This is a genomic window from Rhodopila sp. (assembly GCF_035548235.1).
Classification (GTDB): domain Bacteria; phylum Pseudomonadota; class Alphaproteobacteria; order Acetobacterales; family Acetobacteraceae; genus Rhodopila.
Genome location: NZ_DASZTJ010000273.1, coordinates 32658 through 48042, shown reverse-complemented (window position 1 = coordinate 48042; position 15385 = coordinate 32658). Strand labels below are relative to the sequence as shown.

14 protein-coding genes are annotated in these 15385 nt (G+C 66.1%); 5 read left to right on the top strand and 9 right to left on the bottom strand.

The features are described from left to right. The first annotated feature begins 84 nt into the window (after positions 1 to 84). Both VHB27_RS22095 and VHB27_RS22090 read left to right on the top strand, forming a co-directional pair. Entirely contained in the window at positions 85 to 525 is a 441-nt protein-coding gene (locus VHB27_RS22095) for a SufE family protein (RefSeq protein WP_325604655.1), read from the top strand. Further along, the gene (locus tag VHB27_RS22090; RefSeq protein ID WP_325604651.1) at positions 525 to 1703 is read left to right on the top strand and encodes an MFS transporter; all 1179 of its coding nucleotides are present in this window, start codon (positions 525 to 527) and stop codon (positions 1701 to 1703) included. Before VHB27_RS22095 ends, VHB27_RS22090 begins: the two co-directional genes overlap by 1 nt. A gap of 38 nt (positions 1704 to 1741) precedes the next feature. Here VHB27_RS22090 and VHB27_RS22085 read toward each other — a convergent pair whose 3' ends face one another. Both VHB27_RS22085 and VHB27_RS22080 read right to left on the bottom strand, forming a co-directional pair. After that, a complete protein-coding gene (locus VHB27_RS22085; protein ID WP_325604649.1) occupies positions 1742 to 2299 on the bottom strand; it encodes a hypothetical protein in 558 nt (185 codons plus the stop codon). A gap of 73 nt (positions 2300 to 2372) precedes the next feature. Further along, positions 2373 to 3005 (bottom strand): TetR/AcrR family transcriptional regulator, encoded by a 633-nt coding sequence (locus VHB27_RS22080; RefSeq protein WP_325604647.1) that lies wholly within the window; start codon positions 3003 to 3005, stop codon positions 2373 to 2375. Positions 3006 to 3117: 112 nt separating this feature from the next. On the opposite strand from VHB27_RS22080, the gene VHB27_RS22075 reads away from it, so the two are divergent. After that, on the top strand, positions 3118 to 4395 hold the full coding sequence (locus VHB27_RS22075) for an MFS transporter (RefSeq protein ID WP_325604646.1): 1278 nt from the start codon (positions 3118 to 3120) through the stop codon (positions 4393 to 4395). A 6-nt stretch (positions 4396 to 4401) separates the two neighbouring features. Here VHB27_RS22075 and VHB27_RS22070 read toward each other — a convergent pair whose 3' ends face one another. Continuing rightward, the gene (locus VHB27_RS22070; protein WP_325604644.1) at positions 4402 to 6087 is read right to left on the bottom strand and encodes a Na/Pi cotransporter family protein; all 1686 of its coding nucleotides are present in this window, start codon (positions 6085 to 6087) and stop codon (positions 4402 to 4404) included. A 284-nt stretch (positions 6088 to 6371) separates the two neighbouring features. Here VHB27_RS22070 and VHB27_RS22065 point away from each other — a divergent pair, with 284 nt between their 5' ends. After that, entirely contained in the window at positions 6372 to 7466 is a 1095-nt protein-coding gene (locus VHB27_RS22065; protein ID WP_325604642.1) for a serine hydrolase domain-containing protein, read from the top strand. 57 nt (positions 7467 to 7523) lie between these two features. Here VHB27_RS22065 and VHB27_RS22060 read toward each other — a convergent pair whose 3' ends face one another. Further along, complete coding sequence (locus tag VHB27_RS22060) at positions 7524 to 8777, bottom strand: MFS transporter (RefSeq protein WP_325604640.1); 1254 nt, start codon at positions 8775 to 8777, stop codon at positions 7524 to 7526. A 323-nt stretch (positions 8778 to 9100) separates the two neighbouring features. Between VHB27_RS22060 and cysK the strand changes: the two genes are divergently transcribed. Further along, positions 9101 to 10078, top strand: a complete 978-nt coding sequence (gene cysK, locus VHB27_RS22055; RefSeq protein WP_325604638.1) for a cysteine synthase A — start codon at positions 9101 to 9103, stop codon at positions 10076 to 10078. A 144-nt stretch (positions 10079 to 10222) separates the two neighbouring features. Here the strand turns inward: cysK and VHB27_RS22050 are convergent, their stop codons facing one another. The 5 genes from VHB27_RS22050 to VHB27_RS22030 form a co-directional block, all read right to left on the bottom strand. Next, positions 10223 to 11374, bottom strand: a complete 1152-nt coding sequence (locus VHB27_RS22050; protein ID WP_325604636.1) for a serine hydrolase domain-containing protein — start codon at positions 11372 to 11374, stop codon at positions 10223 to 10225. Further along, the gene (locus VHB27_RS22045) at positions 11371 to 12903 is read right to left on the bottom strand and encodes an ABC transporter substrate-binding protein (RefSeq protein WP_325604634.1); all 1533 of its coding nucleotides are present in this window, start codon (positions 12901 to 12903) and stop codon (positions 11371 to 11373) included. The genes VHB27_RS22050 and VHB27_RS22045 overlap by 4 nt, the downstream gene beginning before the upstream one ends. Before the next feature lie 151 nt (positions 12904 to 13054). Further along, positions 13055 to 14224 (bottom strand): mandelate racemase/muconate lactonizing enzyme family protein, encoded by a 1170-nt coding sequence (locus tag VHB27_RS22040; RefSeq protein ID WP_325604632.1) that lies wholly within the window; start codon positions 14222 to 14224, stop codon positions 13055 to 13057. Positions 14225 to 14239: 15 nt separating this feature from the next. Next, complete coding sequence (hemJ, locus tag VHB27_RS22035) at positions 14240 to 14689, bottom strand: protoporphyrinogen oxidase HemJ (RefSeq protein WP_325604630.1); 450 nt, start codon at positions 14687 to 14689, stop codon at positions 14240 to 14242. Beyond that, the gene (locus VHB27_RS22030; RefSeq protein ID WP_325604628.1) at positions 14686 to 15378 is read right to left on the bottom strand and encodes an HAD-IA family hydrolase; all 693 of its coding nucleotides are present in this window, start codon (positions 15376 to 15378) and stop codon (positions 14686 to 14688) included. Before VHB27_RS22030 ends, hemJ begins: the two co-directional genes overlap by 4 nt. Positions 15379 to 15385: the final 7 nt, after the last annotated feature.

The window sequence follows — 15385 nt, the reverse complement described above, 5'->3', positions numbered from 1 at the left end:
CCTGCACCGGCCACGAAGGGAGAACAGTGCCGGCCCGCCCTGACCGATCTTGACGGACTGTCCATCCCCCCGCACATCCGCGGCATGACCGACCCTTTCGTCCAGCCCGAGGAGGCCACCGCCGCCGAGGCGATCGCCGCCATCACCGAGGAGCTGGAGCTCTTCGACGACTGGATGGACCGTTACCAGTTCATCATCGACATGGGCCGCAAACTGCCGCCCTTCCCGGGCGGCTGGGCCGATGACGCGCACCGCGTGCCCGGCTGCCAGAGCCGGGTCTGGATGGAAGCGACCCGGCGTGACGGCAAGCTCTATTTCGCCGGCTCGTCGGACGCGGCCATCGTGTCGGGCTTGGTTGCACTGCTGCTGCGTGTCTATTCCGGCCGCTCGCCGCAAGAAATCCTCGATACAGATCCGGTCTTCCTGAAGGAGATGGGCCTTCTGGAGGCGCTGTCGACCAATCGCGGCAACGGCATCGCCTCCATGGCGCGCAAGGTACGCGAGGTCGCGGCCACGCAGGCCTGATGGCCGCGCTGGCAGCTTCTCCGGCGGTCCGGGTCGGCGCCTTCTTCGGTGCCTATTTCGCCGCCAATGCAGTCAATGCGTATATGCCGCTGTGGTTCGCCGACAGGGGCCTCAGCGCCGCGCAGATCGGTCAGGTGCTGGCCGCGACAGCGCTGTTGCGCGTCTTGGCCGGCCCCGGCTGGGGATCGGTCGCCGATTGGGTCGGCCGCAGGCGGCCGGTGCTGCTGTTCGCCGCCTCGGCTGCTGCGGGGCTGGGATTGGCCTTCGTCCTCGCATCGGATTTCCTCCCGATCCTGCTCATCGGTGCGTTCCAGGGCCTGACGGCGAGCGCGATCAATCCGTTGACCGATTCCCTCGCGCTGGCCTTGGCGCGCGAAGGGGTGATCGAATACGGCCCGGTCCGCTCTGTCGGCTCTGCCACGTTCATGGTCACCACTGCCACGGCCGGCTGGCTCCTGGGGCGGGCCGGGTCATGGCTGGTGCCCTGGCTGCAGGCGGCGGGCTACGGGATGGCCGCGCTGCTGAGCCTGCGCCTGCCCGAGGTCTCGGCTCGCCGTTCCGCGCCGAACCTGGCATCGGCCTTGGCGCTGTTCCGCAATCCGGGGTTTCGCATCGCGCTGGCCTGCACTGCCCTGATCCAAGGCGCGCATGCGGCGTTCTATGGCTTCGCGGCACTGTACTGGCGGTCCCAGGGCATCGGCGACACGGCGATCGGACTGTTGTTGGCCGAGTGTATCGTCGCCGAGATCCTGCTGTTCGCACGCGGCCGCCGCCTGATCGCTCGGCTTGGGCCACCTGGACTGACGGCCTGCGCGGCGGTGGCCTCGATCCTGCGTTGGGGGCTGATGGCGTTCGTCCTGCCGCTGCCGGTGATGGCGCTGATCCAGCCATTGCACGCGGCGACCTTCGCGATGCAGCACCTCTCGGCGATGATGCTGCTCAGCCGCTTCGTCCCGTCCGAGCGGGCGGCAACGGCGCAGGCGGTGCATGCGGCACTGGGTTACGGGGCGCCGACGGGGCTGATGTCGTTGCTGTCCGGCTGGCTTTACGCGCGGTATGGCGGCCTGGTTTTCCTGGTGATGGCGGCTGTCGGCGGGTCGGCGCTGCTGCTGGTTCCGGCCCTGTGGCGGATCGCCGGGCGAGCGGAACCGGCACCGGCCGGGCGATCACCGGGCTGACCCGAGGACTGGTCGAGGGCGTTGCGCGGGCCAGCGCGTCAGGGGGTGTTGTCGGTGGGTGGGAACGACTGGGCCTGGGCACGTGACGTCGCCAGGTTGGCATCCTGCACATAGGGCAGGTTGCTCAGCCGCTCCAGCATGACCGGTGGCGGCAGCGTGAAGCCCGGTGCCGCCAGCGCATGCAGTGCCGCGGGCTGATCCCCCGCCTGCAGGGCGTTGGATGCCCAGAGCAGCGCGTTCACCACCACCTGCGGCGGAACGTTCGGCTGGATGCCCAGAATCTGCCGCACCTCGTCACGGGCCTGTGCCAGCCGCAGCTTGATCGAGCCGTCCATGCCGATCCAGCGCGGACTTTCGGTCAGCTCGCCCGGCAGGTATTCCAGCGCGATCACTGCCCGCATCGCTGCGAGCGGGTTGCCGCGCGTGTTGGCCGGAGACGCGAATGCCCAGGCGGCGTAGTTGATCGCGCCGATATCGTTGTCCTCGTAGATGCCGAACACGCTGGCCGGCAGGTATGGCGTGCTCGCTGTCCCGGGCAGCGTGGCGCAGGCGGCCAGGGGCAGGAACAACAGCAAGGCGAGACGGGCGGCACGCATCTGTGGCGATCTTTCAGTCGGGTCTGGCAGGGACACCGGGCCTGCATGTGGGATGGCGCCGCACGGTTGCCAGTCACTTCGGAGGAGAAACCGTCGCCGATTGTTCCGGATCAGGCTCAATGGGCCGGCCTAGGACCGAGGTCGCCGCCGCGTCCAGCACGTCCCGTGCCAGGGCGTCGTCATCGGTCATCCGTGCCAGTACGACCGCGCCGACCATCGTCGACAACGCCTCCAACGCCCTTTGTCGACGCCGCGCCGCGAGACCGGGAAGGCAACGGGCAAGGGCGTCGATCATGCCGCCCAGCGCGGCGCGGATGGCGGTGCGGGAGGTGTCGCGTCGCGCCACGTCGGGCCCCAGCGTCGTAAGCGGACAGCACTTGCCCGCCACCACCCGATCCGGCTCCAGGTAGCCGCGTACGATCCGCTCCAGCGCGATCTCGCGGTCCTCGGTCCGGCTGATCCTGTCCCAGCGTTCGGCGGACTGTCGCAGCAGGGTCTGCGCCACCTCGGCGGCGAGCGCCTCCTTCGAGGCGAAGTGGGCGTAGAAGCCGCCATGTGTCAGCCCCGCCTCCTTCATCACGGCATCGACGCCGACGCCGTCGATGCCGTGCGCGCGGAACAGCCGGCCGGCCGCTTCGAGGATGCGCTGATGGGTTGCCGCGCGCCGATCCGGCTTGCCCGTCTGTTCTGTCGTCACCTCGGTCATGCGTTTCGCTCAGGGTCCTGATGCAAGTCCTGTAGGACGGTCGTCATATTTGGCCTTGACTTTCCTATGACGGTCGTCATTTTTCGGCAACCCTTATTTCATGGAGCACGGCATGGGCCCGACGCTGTTCGCACGACTGGCCGCCGGACGGATTCACTATGCCTGGATCGTCGTTGCGGTGATGTTCGTCGTCATCCTGGCCTCGGTCGGTGTCCGCGCCACGCCCGGCGTGCTGATCGTACCGCTGCAACAGGCGTTCGGCTGGAACGCGGCGGTGATCTCGGGTGCGGTGTCGGTGAACATCCTGCTGTTCGGGCTGGTGGGTCCGTTCGCTGCCGGCATGATCCAGACCATCGGCTTGCGGCGGACGATCCTGCTTTCGATGACCCTGCTGGTGCTCGGCGCCGGGCTCAGCAGCCTGGTCACGCAGATCTGGCAGCTTTACCTGACCTGGGGCGTGCTGGTCGGGCTGGGGTCGGGCGCGGGCATGGTCGGGCTTGCCACCGCCATCGCCAACCGCTGGTTCGTGAAGCATCGCGGCCTCGTGGTCGGGCTCCTGACCGCCAGCAATGCCAGCGGACAGTTGGTGTTCCTGCCCCTGCTGGCGAATCTGGTGGTCGGGCATGGCTGGACCGCCGCGCCGATCGTCGTATCGCTGACCATTCTGGCGCTGATGCCGGTGGTGATGCTGCTGCTGCCGGAAAGCCCCGCCCATATCGGCTTGGGCGCGCTCGGCACGACCGAGGTGACGCCGCTGGCACCCCCGGCGGGCAACCCGTTCATGATCGCGATCAACGGGCTGGTGCGCGGCGCGAAGTCGGTGGATTTCTGGCTGTTGTTCACCAGCTTCGCCATCTGCGGCCTGTCCACCAACGGCCTGGTCGGCACCCATCTGATCCCGTTCTGCGTCGACCACGGGATCTCGGAGGTTCATGCCGCCAGTCTGCTGGCGGCGATGGGGATCTTCGACCTGATCGGCACCACGCTGTCGGGTTACCTGACCGATCGTTTCAACTCGCGGATCCTGCTGTTCTGGTATTACGGCCTGCGTGGCCTATCGCTGGCGATCCTGCCGTTCACCGACTTCGATGTCGTTGCGTTGGCAATCTTCTCGGTGTTCTACGGGTTGGACTGGGTGGCGACCGTCCCGCCGACGGTGACGCTGACGAACGAGGTGTTCGGCAAGAAGGACGCGCCGGTGATGGTGTCCTGGATCGTGGCCGGGCACCAGATCGGCGGCGCCCTGGCGGCCTTCGGCGCGGGGGAGGCGCGGTACCTCTCCGGCAGCTATGTTCCCGCCTTCCTGGCCTCCGGTATCGCCTGCCTGTTGGCGTCGCTCCTGGTACTGCGCATCGCCCGCCGGCCAAGGAGCCTCGCCGCCGCGGTGTAAGGGCGATTACAGCTCGGCTTCCTCCCCAGCCTCGTCGTCCGAGCGCAGGCGGCTCGACAGCAAATCGCCGCGGCTTTTGAGGACCGGGTAGGCCGCCGCCGCCACCAGGTGCGCGTTCACCTGCTTGAGGTCGCGCAGCACGTCCAGGTGCAGCGCGCTGGGCGCAGTGGCGACGTCCGTCCCGCCCGTCCGGAGCTGGTTGAAATGCGCCTGGGTCGCGGTTTCTTCGATGTCGCGGAACGCCTCTTTCTCCAACGCCAACTGCCGGGCGGCACGAACGTCGTCCGTCATGAAGACCGAGGCGGCGGCGTGAACGTTCGCGACCAGCCGATCGAGTAGGCCGGTTATCTGCGTCATCTCCGCCTCCGACAACGACACACCGCGCTTGAGCCGCTTCGCCGCCGCCCCCATCACGTTCTGGTCGATGATATCGCCGGCGTGTTCCAGGTTGTGCGCGAAGATCAGGATCTCCTCGATCCGCTGATGTTCGGCCTCGTCCAGCGAGCCGGAGTCGAGCGATCCGAGATAGGCTTTGATCGCCGTGTTCAGCCGGTCGAGGATGCTGTCCATCCGCCGCGCCTCGTTGATCCGGCGGCGATCGTTGGTGGAGAAGGCGTCCCGCACCCCGACCAGCATCGCTTCCAGCACGTCGGCCAGGCGCAAGGCCTCCCGCGCCGCCGCGCCGACCGCCAGGGCGGGCACCTCCTGGGCGTTGGGATTGAGATAGAGCGGGCGCCCCGGATCGGGCGGGTTCATCCGCGGCGGGAACATCCGCTTCAGCAGCTTGGCGAAGGGGTCGAGCAGCGGGAAGAAGATCGCCGCGAGGGCGATATTGAAGAGCGTGTGGAAGTTCGCGACCGAACGGGCGACGTTGGGATCGATCTCCACCATCAGGCGGCTCAGCGCAGGCAGCAGTGCGAGGGCCGCCAGGCATCCCGCCGCTCGGTTCAACAGGTTGCCGTAAGGCAGGCGCTTGGCGACCGGATCGTCGCCGCGGGTGCCTTCCAGCACCGGGTTCAGCGCGGTGCCGAGATTGGCGCCGAGGACGAGCGCGAACGCAGCATAGGGCGGGACCGCCCCCTTCGCCGCCAGCGACATGATCAGCAGCACCACCGCCACGCTGGAATGCGCCGCCCAAGTCACGATCGCGCCCAGCAGCACGTCCAGTACCGGTTCGGTGGACACGGCGCCCAGCAGCAGGCGCAAGCTGGGGACGTCTTCGTACGGCGAAACCAACTCCAATAGCTGGTGCAGGGCCATGAGGATCAGGCCGAGGCCAATGGCGGCCCGGCCGAGGTCCCGGGTGCGCGCTACCGTGCCGCGGCGGAACATCATGACGCCCACCAGGAACAGCGCGGGCGACAGGCCGGCCACATCGAAGGAGAGAAGCTGCACGATCAAGGTGGTGCCGATATTCGCCCCCAGCATCACGGCCAAGGCGGGCACGAGATCGACCATGCCGCCGGCGGCGAATCCGGCGGTCATCAGTCCGGTCGCGGTGCTGCTCTGCAAGACCGCCGTCACGCCAAGCCCCGCGAGGCAGGCGGCGAAGCGATTGCGCAACGTCGTTCCGAGGAACTGCCGAAGTCGCGGCCCGAACGCGCGCTGCACGCCCGTCTGCACCATGTGCACGCCCCACAGCAGCAGTGCGACGGTGCCGGCCAGATCAATCAGCGTGAACGAAAAGTCCATGCCCAGCCCTCCTCGCATGATGGACCGCCAACGACGAAACGGCCCGTTTACACCTTTTGGTTGGGGTTGTTCTAGTGTGGCGTCTTGTGCCCGCCGCGCTTTTCCGTCACATCTGTATTCATCCGCGTTGCCTGCGTTCAATGTCCCGTTTCCTGCCAACATTTTTGGTCAGGGTTACGATACCGATCTGAAGCGACATCATCCCTCCGTTCGGTGCGGCCCGGTGTCCGCCGAGACGGGGAAGGCGTCCGCGCTTCACTGAGATTTTCACCGCGGGAGGCTTCATGACCCAGGCGCCACGGGCGTTCCCCAGGATGACGACATGGGAGCCAATCCTTCCTGAAAGAGTCGGATTCGCAGCCGATATCGAGGCACGCCTCGACAAGGCGATCACGGACAAGCACATCTGGAACCTCCACGGCCTTGTCGTCTTGCGAAACGATCGCCTCGTCCTGGAGCGCTATTTCGAAGGCGAGGATCGTGCGAGGGGCGTTGGTACGATCGGTTCCGTAACATTTTCACCCGACACGATGCATGACCTGCGTTCGTGCTCGAAAAGCATCGTGGCCCTTCTCTACGGCATTGCCCTGAAACAGGGGAAAGTACCGCCGCCCGAGGCGAAACTGTTCTCCGCCTTTCCCGAATACGCCGATCTTGCGCAACAAGGCGGCCGTGATGGCATCACCATCGAGCACGTACTGACGATGACGATGGGAACTGACTGGGACGAGACCAGCGTCGTTTACACCGATCGGCGAAACAGCGAGACCGCGATGGACAACGCCGCCGATCGCTACCGATACGTTCTGGAGCGTCCCGTTGTCGATCCACCCGGCGCGCACTGGACCTATTGCGGTGGCGCGACCGCCTTGCTGGCCCGAATCGTCGCGAAGGGCTCAGGCCAGGCGCTGCATGCGTTTGCCCGCGAAAACCTGTTCGATCCGCTTGGCATTGGCCCATCCGAATGGGCCACAGCACCTGATGGAGAACCCATCGCGGCGTCCGGCGCGCGCATGTCGGTTCGCGATCTCGCGCGGCTCGGCGCGATGATGCTGCATGATGGCAAAGTTGGGGAGCGACCCGTGGTCCCGGCCGACTGGATTGCGCGGTGCGTCGCACCTCGCGTGGGCGCCGACGAAACGCGGCGGTACGGCTACCAATGGTTCGTGCTCGATATCGCCTTTGGAAAACCGAAGGGTTGGGCACCTGGACGGTTGGAACGCATGTGGGCGGCGCAGGGGGAGGGCGGTCAGAGGTTATTCGTCATACCGGCGCTGCAACTTGTCGTCGCCATGACGGCAGGAAATTATGGGCAGGCCGATCAATGGATGCCGCCCACGCGGGTGCTGCGGGACGTGGTGCTCGGAAGCATCCCGTGAAGCATATCGCGGCGACGTCGTCGCCAGGAACGCGGGGGTCAGCCCGACAGTAAGGATCTACTCCGCCTCGACGGGGATCGCCTGGGGACTGGGGGCGACGGACACGCGCACACCCGCCACCGCCCAGGCCGCGACCAGGCACGCGACCGCGGAGCCCAGGAACGGCGCACCCGGAAACATCAGCGGCGAGCCCTGGTGGGTAAAGGTGGAAAACAATGTGGTCGCCACCACCGGCGACAGGATCGCCGTCAGCCCTTGCAGGGAGGACAGCGCGCCCATCGTCTCGCCCTGCCGGTCAGGCCCAGCCGAGGCCGACATCATGGCCTGCACGGCCGCGCCGCCGAACGATCCCAGGGCCTGCAGCGCGATGCCGGCGAACACGAATTCCGGGAACGGCGCGATGCCCTGGCAGAAATACCCCGTCATCGTGACCAGCGCGCCGGTGATTGCCGCGCGACGCTCCCCCAGAGCAGGTATGATGCGACGGACCAGCAAGCCCTGCACGACCGCCGAACCCAAGCCCGCCACACCCAGCGCGATCCCGTTCAACTGGCTGTCCCAACCGAAACGCAGCGTGTTGGCCAGCACGAAACTGGTCGGCAGGGCGCCAAGGGCGAACCAGACGCAGCACCAATTCAGCGCCAGCCGCCGCAGCGTCCGGTCCATGAACACCATGTGCGCCGACCCCCACGGGTTCGCACGGCTCCAGTCCAGTTTCCGCCGCCGCTCGGGCGGCAGGCTCTCAGGCAGCACGAACGCGCCGTAGAGCAGGTTGCAGGCCGCCAGCGCCGCCGCGACCAGGAACGGCAGGCGCAGGTCGTAGGCACCCAGCACGCCGCCCAGCGCCGGTCCGACGACGAAGCCGATGCCAAAAGCCGCCCCCACCAGCCCGAACCGGGCCGCGCGCAACTGCGGCGGCGTGATGTCGGCGATATAGGCGTTGGCGGTGGAGGCGTTGGCGGCGGTCGCCCCGGCGATCAGTCGCCCCAGGAACAGCCATGGCAGTGACGGCGCCCAGGCCAGCAGCAGGTAATTGGCGCAGATGCCGCTGAGCGACAGCAACAGCACCGGCCGACGCCCGAAGCGGTCGCTCAGGCCCCCCAGGATTGGCGAGCAAAAGAACTGCATCAGCGCGAACATCGCCAACAGCGCGCCCAGCCAGAGAGAGGCCGAGGCCACCGTCAATCCTGACAGCTTCACCACCAGCGGCGGGATGATCGGCACTACCAGCCCAAAGCCGAGTGCGTCGATGACGAGGGTGAGGAGGATGAAGCGCACGGACGCATGGCGGACCGCGGAGACAAACGTCATGGCGTGCGGCTCTGCCAGCCAGGATGATTGTTCAGGTGCATGCGGACCCCGTACGGTTAAGGCCGCAGTTGTCAAGGCTGGCGGCCGGATTAACGGTGGGCCGTGCCGTGTGGCGGCGAACCCGTCGCCTCAAATGGGGTGGACGCCGCCGGAAAGGAGGGCTGGATGTGAGGCAGCCTGTCATCCGAGAAGAAATTTTCACCACACGGCAGTCCCGGAGAGGGTCCTTGCTTTCACCGCCCCCCACCTTGCGGCGGCCCGGCAATCTTGTCTTCTATCCCGCGAGACGGCCGGAAGCGGCCCGGCCATTTGGGGAGATATCCATGGGAACGGACCAAAAGCCACTCGTCTTCGATCGCCCGCTGCGCGGGCGCATCTATGACAGCATCACCGAGACGATCGGCAATACGCCGCTGGTGCGCATCCCGCACATCGTCGCCGAGGACGGCATCAAGGCCGATATCTGCCTGAAGCTGGAGTTCTTCAATCCGCTCTCCAGCGTGAAGGACCGCATCGGCGTCAACATGATCCTGGCGCTGGAAGCCTCCGGCAAGCTGAAGCCGGGCGGCACGATCATCGAGCCGACCTCGGGCAACACCGGCATCGGCCTCGCCTTCGCCGCCGCGGCGCGCGGCTACAAGCTGATCCTGACCATGCCTGAGTCGATGTCGATCGAGCGGCGCAAGATGCTGGCCTATCTGGGCGCGCAACTGGACCTGACGCCGCGGGAGAAGGGCATGAACGGCGCCATCGCCCGCGCGAAGGAACTGCTGGCGGAGATCCCCGGGTCGGTGATCCCGGACCAGTTCAGCAACCCGTCCAACCCCGCGATCCACGACAAGACCACGGCCGAGGAGATCTGGTACGACACCGCGGGCGAAGTCGACGCGATCGTCTCCGGCATCGGCACCGGCGGCACTTTCACCGGTTGCGCCCGTACCTTGAAGCCGCGCCGGCCCGGCCTGAAGATGGTCGCGGTCGAACCGGCCGCCAGCCCCGTCATCTCCGGCGGCAAGCCCGGGCCCCAGCCGATCCAGGGGATCGGGGCGGGGTTCATCCCGGACAACTTCGACCGCAGCCTGATGGACGAGGTCATTACCGTCGAGAACGAAGAAGCCTTTTCCACCGCGCGCCGCCTTGCCAGGACCGAGGGGATCCCGGCGGGGATTTCGTCTGGCGCGGCGCTGGCGGCCACGCTGAAACTGGCGAAGCGGCCGGAGATGGCGGGCAAGCGGATCGTGACGATCATCCCGTCTTTCGCGGAGCGCTACATCACGACGGCGCTGTTCGAGGGATTGTAAGCGGCGGCGACGCGGACGCATCATTCCGTCCCGGCCCGGCTTGGCCGGGCCATCTCCTTCGCCCGAGGAACGGCATGGCCCGGTCAATGAAGCTGCGTGAAAACGTTTTCCGTCCGATCTCTGATTGACGCGACCGCTACCCAGCTAAATCGAGGCGAGGACGGCGTCTTTGAAGGCGGCCCGTTCCGCTTTGACGTCGATGCCATACGAAGCTGCAAACGGTGGTTGCGGATGACACGACAATGTCACGATGACGATGCCGGCCCGCCGATTGATGTAGAGTGTCTGGCCAGCGAACCCGACCGCGACCATGGCGCCATCCGGATCGATCCACCAACTGTAGCCATAACCATTGGCTCCATAACTGTTCGTGGCCGGGTCGAGCGTGAAGGCCCGTGAGGCCGCTTCGTCGAGCCAACCCGCGGGCAGCACGGGGGTGTCGTCGATTTGGCCGCCCTGGAGCAGGAAAACGCCAAAACGGCCGAAATCCCGCAGCGTCATGCCGGCACGGCTGCCGCCGATCTCCTGCCCACCCTCGGATTCGAGCGTGTAGAAGGCATCGAACTCCATACCGAACGGCGCCCAGACCTTGCGCGACATGTAGTCGGCCAGCGCTTGCCCGGTGGCTGCCGAAAGCAGCGCGCCGAGGACATAGGTATCTCCTGTATTGTAGTTGAAGTGCGAGCCCGGCGCATGCTGCCCGACCACGCTGCGCATCAGCGCCAGTACGCCTCCTGACACTTTGTCGCCCAGCGATTTGCTGTAGCGGTTCACGTGCGAGTGGCGATCCGTATAGTCTTCGTTCCAGGCGACGCCTGACGACATCGTCATCAGATGACGGATGCTGACATTGTCGTAGGCGCTTCCACGCAATACCGGCAGATATTTCGAGACCGTGTCATCCAGGTTGGCGATTGCGCCGTCCTTGAGGGCGGCACCGACGAGTGTGGCGGTGAGCGACTTGATCATCGACATCGACGACCAGCGCACGTTCTCCTCGAGCCCGAGCGCATAGCGTTCGAGGCGGATGGTGTCGCCCTGCAGCACCAGCAGCCCGGCGACGTTGGCTCGCTCGATATAGTGTTCCAAGCCGCGACGCTTGCCGCCGGTTTCGTATTCCGGTGCGATCTCCAAGCCGCGGCGGAAGGGAAACACGCGCTCGCCCCGCTTGATCGCACGGGTGGAGAACATCCGATGGACATTGCGGTAGGCGTAAGCTTGCCAGGTGGGCGAGAGCAGCAGGAACTCCTCGCCACGGGGGACGTGAAGGCGCGGCTGCGCGATCGGCGACGTCATGTCCTGCGTACCCCGTAGAACAGCGGCAGACCCTTTTGCACGTCGGCGAGGTTGCTGCGATAGGCTGTCTTCTGGAAATAAAGGCCGGTTGGCGCATACGGCACGGTTTCGAAGGCGACGCGCTGGATCTCGCTGCAGATGGCAGCTTGCGCCTTCTCGTCGGGCGCCCGGAACCAAGCCATGCGTAGCTCCTCGAGCTTCGGGATGTCTGACCAGCCGAAGATGGCAGACGTTCCGCTGCCGCGCAGGAAGTTATTGCTCGACGGGTCGAGCAGGCCGACGCCGGACGTGAAGGTTCCGACGAGATGCCAGCCGCCCTTGTCAGGCGCCTGACGGTTGTTGGCGCGCGACAGCACGGTGCCCCAGTCCATGACCTGCATGTCGATATTGAAGCCCGCCTTCTTCAATGCATCGGTCACGACGTCGCCTTGCGCCTTGATCGTGGCGAAGTCGCCCGGCACGAGGAAGACAAGCGGCTCTCCCTTATAGCCTGCCTCCTGCAACATCCGCCGTGCGGCGGCTCGGTCGGGCGGCTCCTTCAGCGCTTCGAGCCCGGTGTCGCTCGCCATCGGCGTGCCGGGCAGGAAGTAGCCGACATGGTCCTTCCAACGCTTGGGATCTTCGCCGATGACGGCCATCATGACGTCACGCTGGCTGATGGCGGCGAGCGCGGCCTGGCGCACGAGCTTGTTGTTCGTTGGCGGCTGCAGAAAATTGAAGCGGATCACGCCGGCCGATCCGAACGGATCGATCTGGTCGAGCCTGGTGTCCTTGCCGGCACTCAGCAAATCCCAATAGTCGGACGACGGATTCTCCCACCAGTCGACTTCGCCCGTCTGAAGCGCCGAGGCTGCCGTGCCTACGTCCGGCAAGACATGCCACTCGACCCGGTCAAAATGCGCCACCTTCGGCCCTGCGAGCGCGCTCGTCTGCCCGTCCGGTCTCGGCACGTAGTCCGCGAATTTCTTATACACCAATTGGCTGCCGGCCACCCGTTCGCCTGGCACAAACTGATAAGGTCCGCTGCCCACCATCTCCGTGACCTGCTCGTGTGGCGACGTTTGCGCCAGGCGCTCCGGCATGATCACGGCGGTGTTGGTGCCAAATTTGCCCAGGGCGTCCGGCAGCATCACGAACGGATCCTTCAGCCGGAATCGTACCTGGCGGTCCGAGATCGCCGCCAGTTCGTCGGTCGTTGCCGCGAGGACCTGCCCGACATTGTCGCGCTGCCACCAGCGCTTCAGGCTTGCAACCACATCGCGCGCCAGGACGGGCGTGCCGTCATGGAACCGGAGCCCCTCACGCAGCGTGAGCGTCCACTGGCGTCCGTCCTGCTCGACAACGTGTCCCTCTACCATCTGCGGATGAGGGCGGTTGTGTATGTCGGCGCCGTACAGCGTGTCGAAGATCATGAGCGCATGATTCCGCGTGACGTAAGACACGCTCATGATCGGATCAAGGATGGCGACATCGGCCTGCGGGACAAACCTGAGCACCGACGCATCGCCCGCCCGCGCGAGAGAGGGCATGCTCAACGCCGAAGCCATACCGGCAAGAAAGGCTCGTCTTGTCGTCACTGCCGTTCCTTTTTCACTTGATAAAGTTTCTCGCCGCGCCGCGAGATCCCGCTCGGGCACGTCGAGATTGAAGTCTGGTCATGATGGTGACGGCGGCTCGTCCCTAGGCTGCCAGCGCCCGCATTTCCGAGAACAGGTCGGATTTCCCTTCGAACCCGATCCCCGGAAGGTCCGGCAGCGTGACGATGCCGTCCTTCACCGCGGTGCCGTCCGGGAAGCCGCCATAGGGCTGGAACACGTCCGGGTAGCTTTCATTCCCGCCCAGCCCCAGCCCGGCGGCGATCGCCAGGGACATCTGGTGCCCGCCATGCGGGATGCAGCGCTTCCAGGACCAGCCTTGGTCTTTCAGCATCGCCAGCGTGCGCTGGTACTCGCACAGGCCATAGGACAGCGCGCAGTCGAACTGCAGCCAGTCGCGGTCGGGGCGCATCCCGCCATAGCGGATCAGGTTGCGCGCGTCCTGCTGGCTGAACAGGTTTTCCCCGGTCGCCATCGGCGCCGGATAGAATTCCGCCAGCGCCGCCTGAAGCTGGTAGTCCAGCGGATCGCCGGCTTCCTCATACCAGAACAGCGGGTATTCCCGCAGCATCTTTGCATAGGCGATCGCCGTTTCCAGGTCGAATCGGCCGTTCGCATCCACCGCCAGGCGGTTCTTCGGTCCGATCGCTTTCAGCACCGCCTCGATCCGGCGCGCGTCCTCGGCGATCGTTTCGCCACCGATCTTCATCTTCACGACCGTGTAGCCACGCTCCAGATAGCTCCGCATCTCGGCGCACAGCGCGTCGTCGTCCTTGCCCGGATAGTAGTATCCACCGGCGGCATAGACGAAGATGTCGGGGTTCGGCGTCAGTCCATGGCGTTCGGCCAGCAGCCGGAACAGCGGCTTGCCGGCGATCTTGGCGACCGCGTCCCATACCGCCATGTCCAGCGTGCCCACCGCCACCGACCGGTCGCCATGCCCGCCCGGTTTCTCGTTGCGCATCATCGTATTCCAGATCGCATCGGGATCGAGGTTCTCACCCGTCGCGTCCAGCAGCGACTTCGGATCCGCCTCCATGATGCGCGGCGCGAACCGCTCCCGGATCAGGCCGCCCTGGCCGTAGCGGCCGTTGGAATTGAAACCATAGCCGATGACGGGTTTGCCGTTGCGTTCGACATTGGTGACGACCGCGACCAGGCTGGAGGTCATCTTGCTGAAGTCGATATAAGCGTTGCGGATCGGCGAGGAGATCGGCCTGGTGACTTCGCGAACATCGACGATGCGGACGGGCATGGTGGCACCTCTCCTTCAGGGGCGGACGACGATCATGATGACGATGACGATCAGCAGCACGGTCGGGACTTCGTTGGCGATCCGATAAAATTTTGTCGGTCGGCGGTTGGCGTCGTTCAGGAAGTCCTTCCGCCAGCGCGACAAGGCGCCGTGGAAACCGGTCATCAGCAGTACGCATAGAAGTTTCACATGCCACCACCAGGCGCTCCAGTCGATCAGGCCCGGTGTCAGCGCCAGGATGATGCCGAAGACGAAGGTGGCGATCATCGCCGGGTTGATGATCTGCTTCAGCAGCCGGTACTCCATGACCTTGAACCGTTCGCTCTCGGCCGATCCGGGCTGCAGCTCCGTGTGATACACATAAAGCCGGGGCAGATAGAACATCCCCGCCATCCAGGCGACCATCGCGATGATGTGGAACGCCTTGGTCCACGGATAGAGCGCGGCGAAGAACGGAACGGTCATGGAACGACAACCTGATGGACGGCGGACAGACAGGACCGGATCATCTCCGGCAATGCGGACATCGAGGCGAAAGGGATCGCGCCGACCGAACGCAGATGCGCCGCGTCGCCCTCGGGGCTGAAGCCCCAGCAGGTCATGCCTGCCGCGGCGGCGGCCTGGGCACCGGCCAGGGAGTCCTCGATGACCAGGCAACTCGCCGGGTCCGTCCCGCCGGCCGCCGCGGCTTCCAGGAACAGGTCGGGGGCCGGCTTGCCGCGCTTGCCGCGGGCGATCAGGTCATAGGCGCTGTGGATACGGCCCTCGACCAGCGGGGCCAGCCCGGTGCGCGCGAATTTCGCCGCCATCTCGGCATGCGATGAATTCGAGGCGATCCGGTACGGCAAACCGAGCGCCGCGACGCCCAGCAGGGCTTCGCGGGCGCCGGGAATGGGTTCGACTTCGGTGGCCATTGTCGCCGCGACGCGCGCCACCACCGAGTCGACCCAGCCGGCGTTGAGGCGTCGGCCCAGGTGCGTCTCGGCCGCGTGCTGGATGTCGGGGAAGGTCAGGCCCAGGAACAGCCTGTGGCAGTCGGCCGGGGACAGGGCCCAGCCCTGGGCTGTGAGTTCGGCGGCGACGACGCGATCGCACAGGGCCTCGCTGTCGATCAGCACGCCGTCGCAGTCGAAGATGATCAGGCGAGGGGGCATACGCGCT

What these genes read in the sequence shown, in the direction of transcription:
- VHB27_RS22070 (WP_325604644.1), bottom strand. Translation starts at nt 6,087, where the DNA reads ATGGACTTTTCGTTCACGCTGATTGATCTGGCCGGCACCGTCGCACTG.
- cysK (WP_325604638.1), top strand. Translation starts at nt 9,101, where the DNA reads ATGGGAACGGACCAAAAGCCACTCGTCTTCGATCGCCCGCTGCGCGGG.
- VHB27_RS22050 (WP_325604636.1), bottom strand. Translation starts at nt 11,374, where the DNA reads ATGACGTCGCCGATCGCGCAGCCGCGCCTTCACGTCCCCCGTGGCGAG.
- VHB27_RS22085 (WP_325604649.1), bottom strand. Translation starts at nt 2,299, where the DNA reads ATGCGTGCCGCCCGTCTCGCCTTGCTGTTGTTCCTGCCCCTGGCCGCC.
- VHB27_RS22060 (WP_325604640.1), bottom strand. Translation starts at nt 8,777, where the DNA reads ATGACGTTTGTCTCCGCGGTCCGCCATGCGTCCGTGCGCTTCATCCTC.
- VHB27_RS22030 (WP_325604628.1), bottom strand. Translation starts at nt 15,378, where the DNA reads ATGCCCCCTCGCCTGATCATCTTCGACTGCGACGGCGTGCTGATCGAC.
- VHB27_RS22080 (WP_325604647.1), bottom strand. Translation starts at nt 3,005, where the DNA reads ATGACCGAGGTGACGACAGAACAGACGGGCAAGCCGGATCGGCGCGCG.
- VHB27_RS22040 (WP_325604632.1), bottom strand. Translation starts at nt 14,224, where the DNA reads ATGCCCGTCCGCATCGTCGATGTTCGCGAAGTCACCAGGCCGATCTCC.
- VHB27_RS22045 (WP_325604634.1), bottom strand. Translation starts at nt 12,903, where the DNA reads ATGCCCTCTCTCGCGCGGGCGGGCGATGCGTCGGTGCTCAGGTTTGTC.
- VHB27_RS22075 (WP_325604646.1), top strand. Translation starts at nt 3,118, where the DNA reads ATGGGCCCGACGCTGTTCGCACGACTGGCCGCCGGACGGATTCACTAT.
- VHB27_RS22090 (WP_325604651.1), top strand. Translation starts at nt 525, where the DNA reads ATGGCCGCGCTGGCAGCTTCTCCGGCGGTCCGGGTCGGCGCCTTCTTC.
- VHB27_RS22095 (WP_325604655.1), top strand. Translation starts at nt 85, where the DNA reads ATGACCGACCCTTTCGTCCAGCCCGAGGAGGCCACCGCCGCCGAGGCG.
- VHB27_RS22065 (WP_325604642.1), top strand. Translation starts at nt 6,372, where the DNA reads ATGACCCAGGCGCCACGGGCGTTCCCCAGGATGACGACATGGGAGCCA.
- hemJ (WP_325604630.1), bottom strand. Translation starts at nt 14,689, where the DNA reads ATGACCGTTCCGTTCTTCGCCGCGCTCTATCCGTGGACCAAGGCGTTC.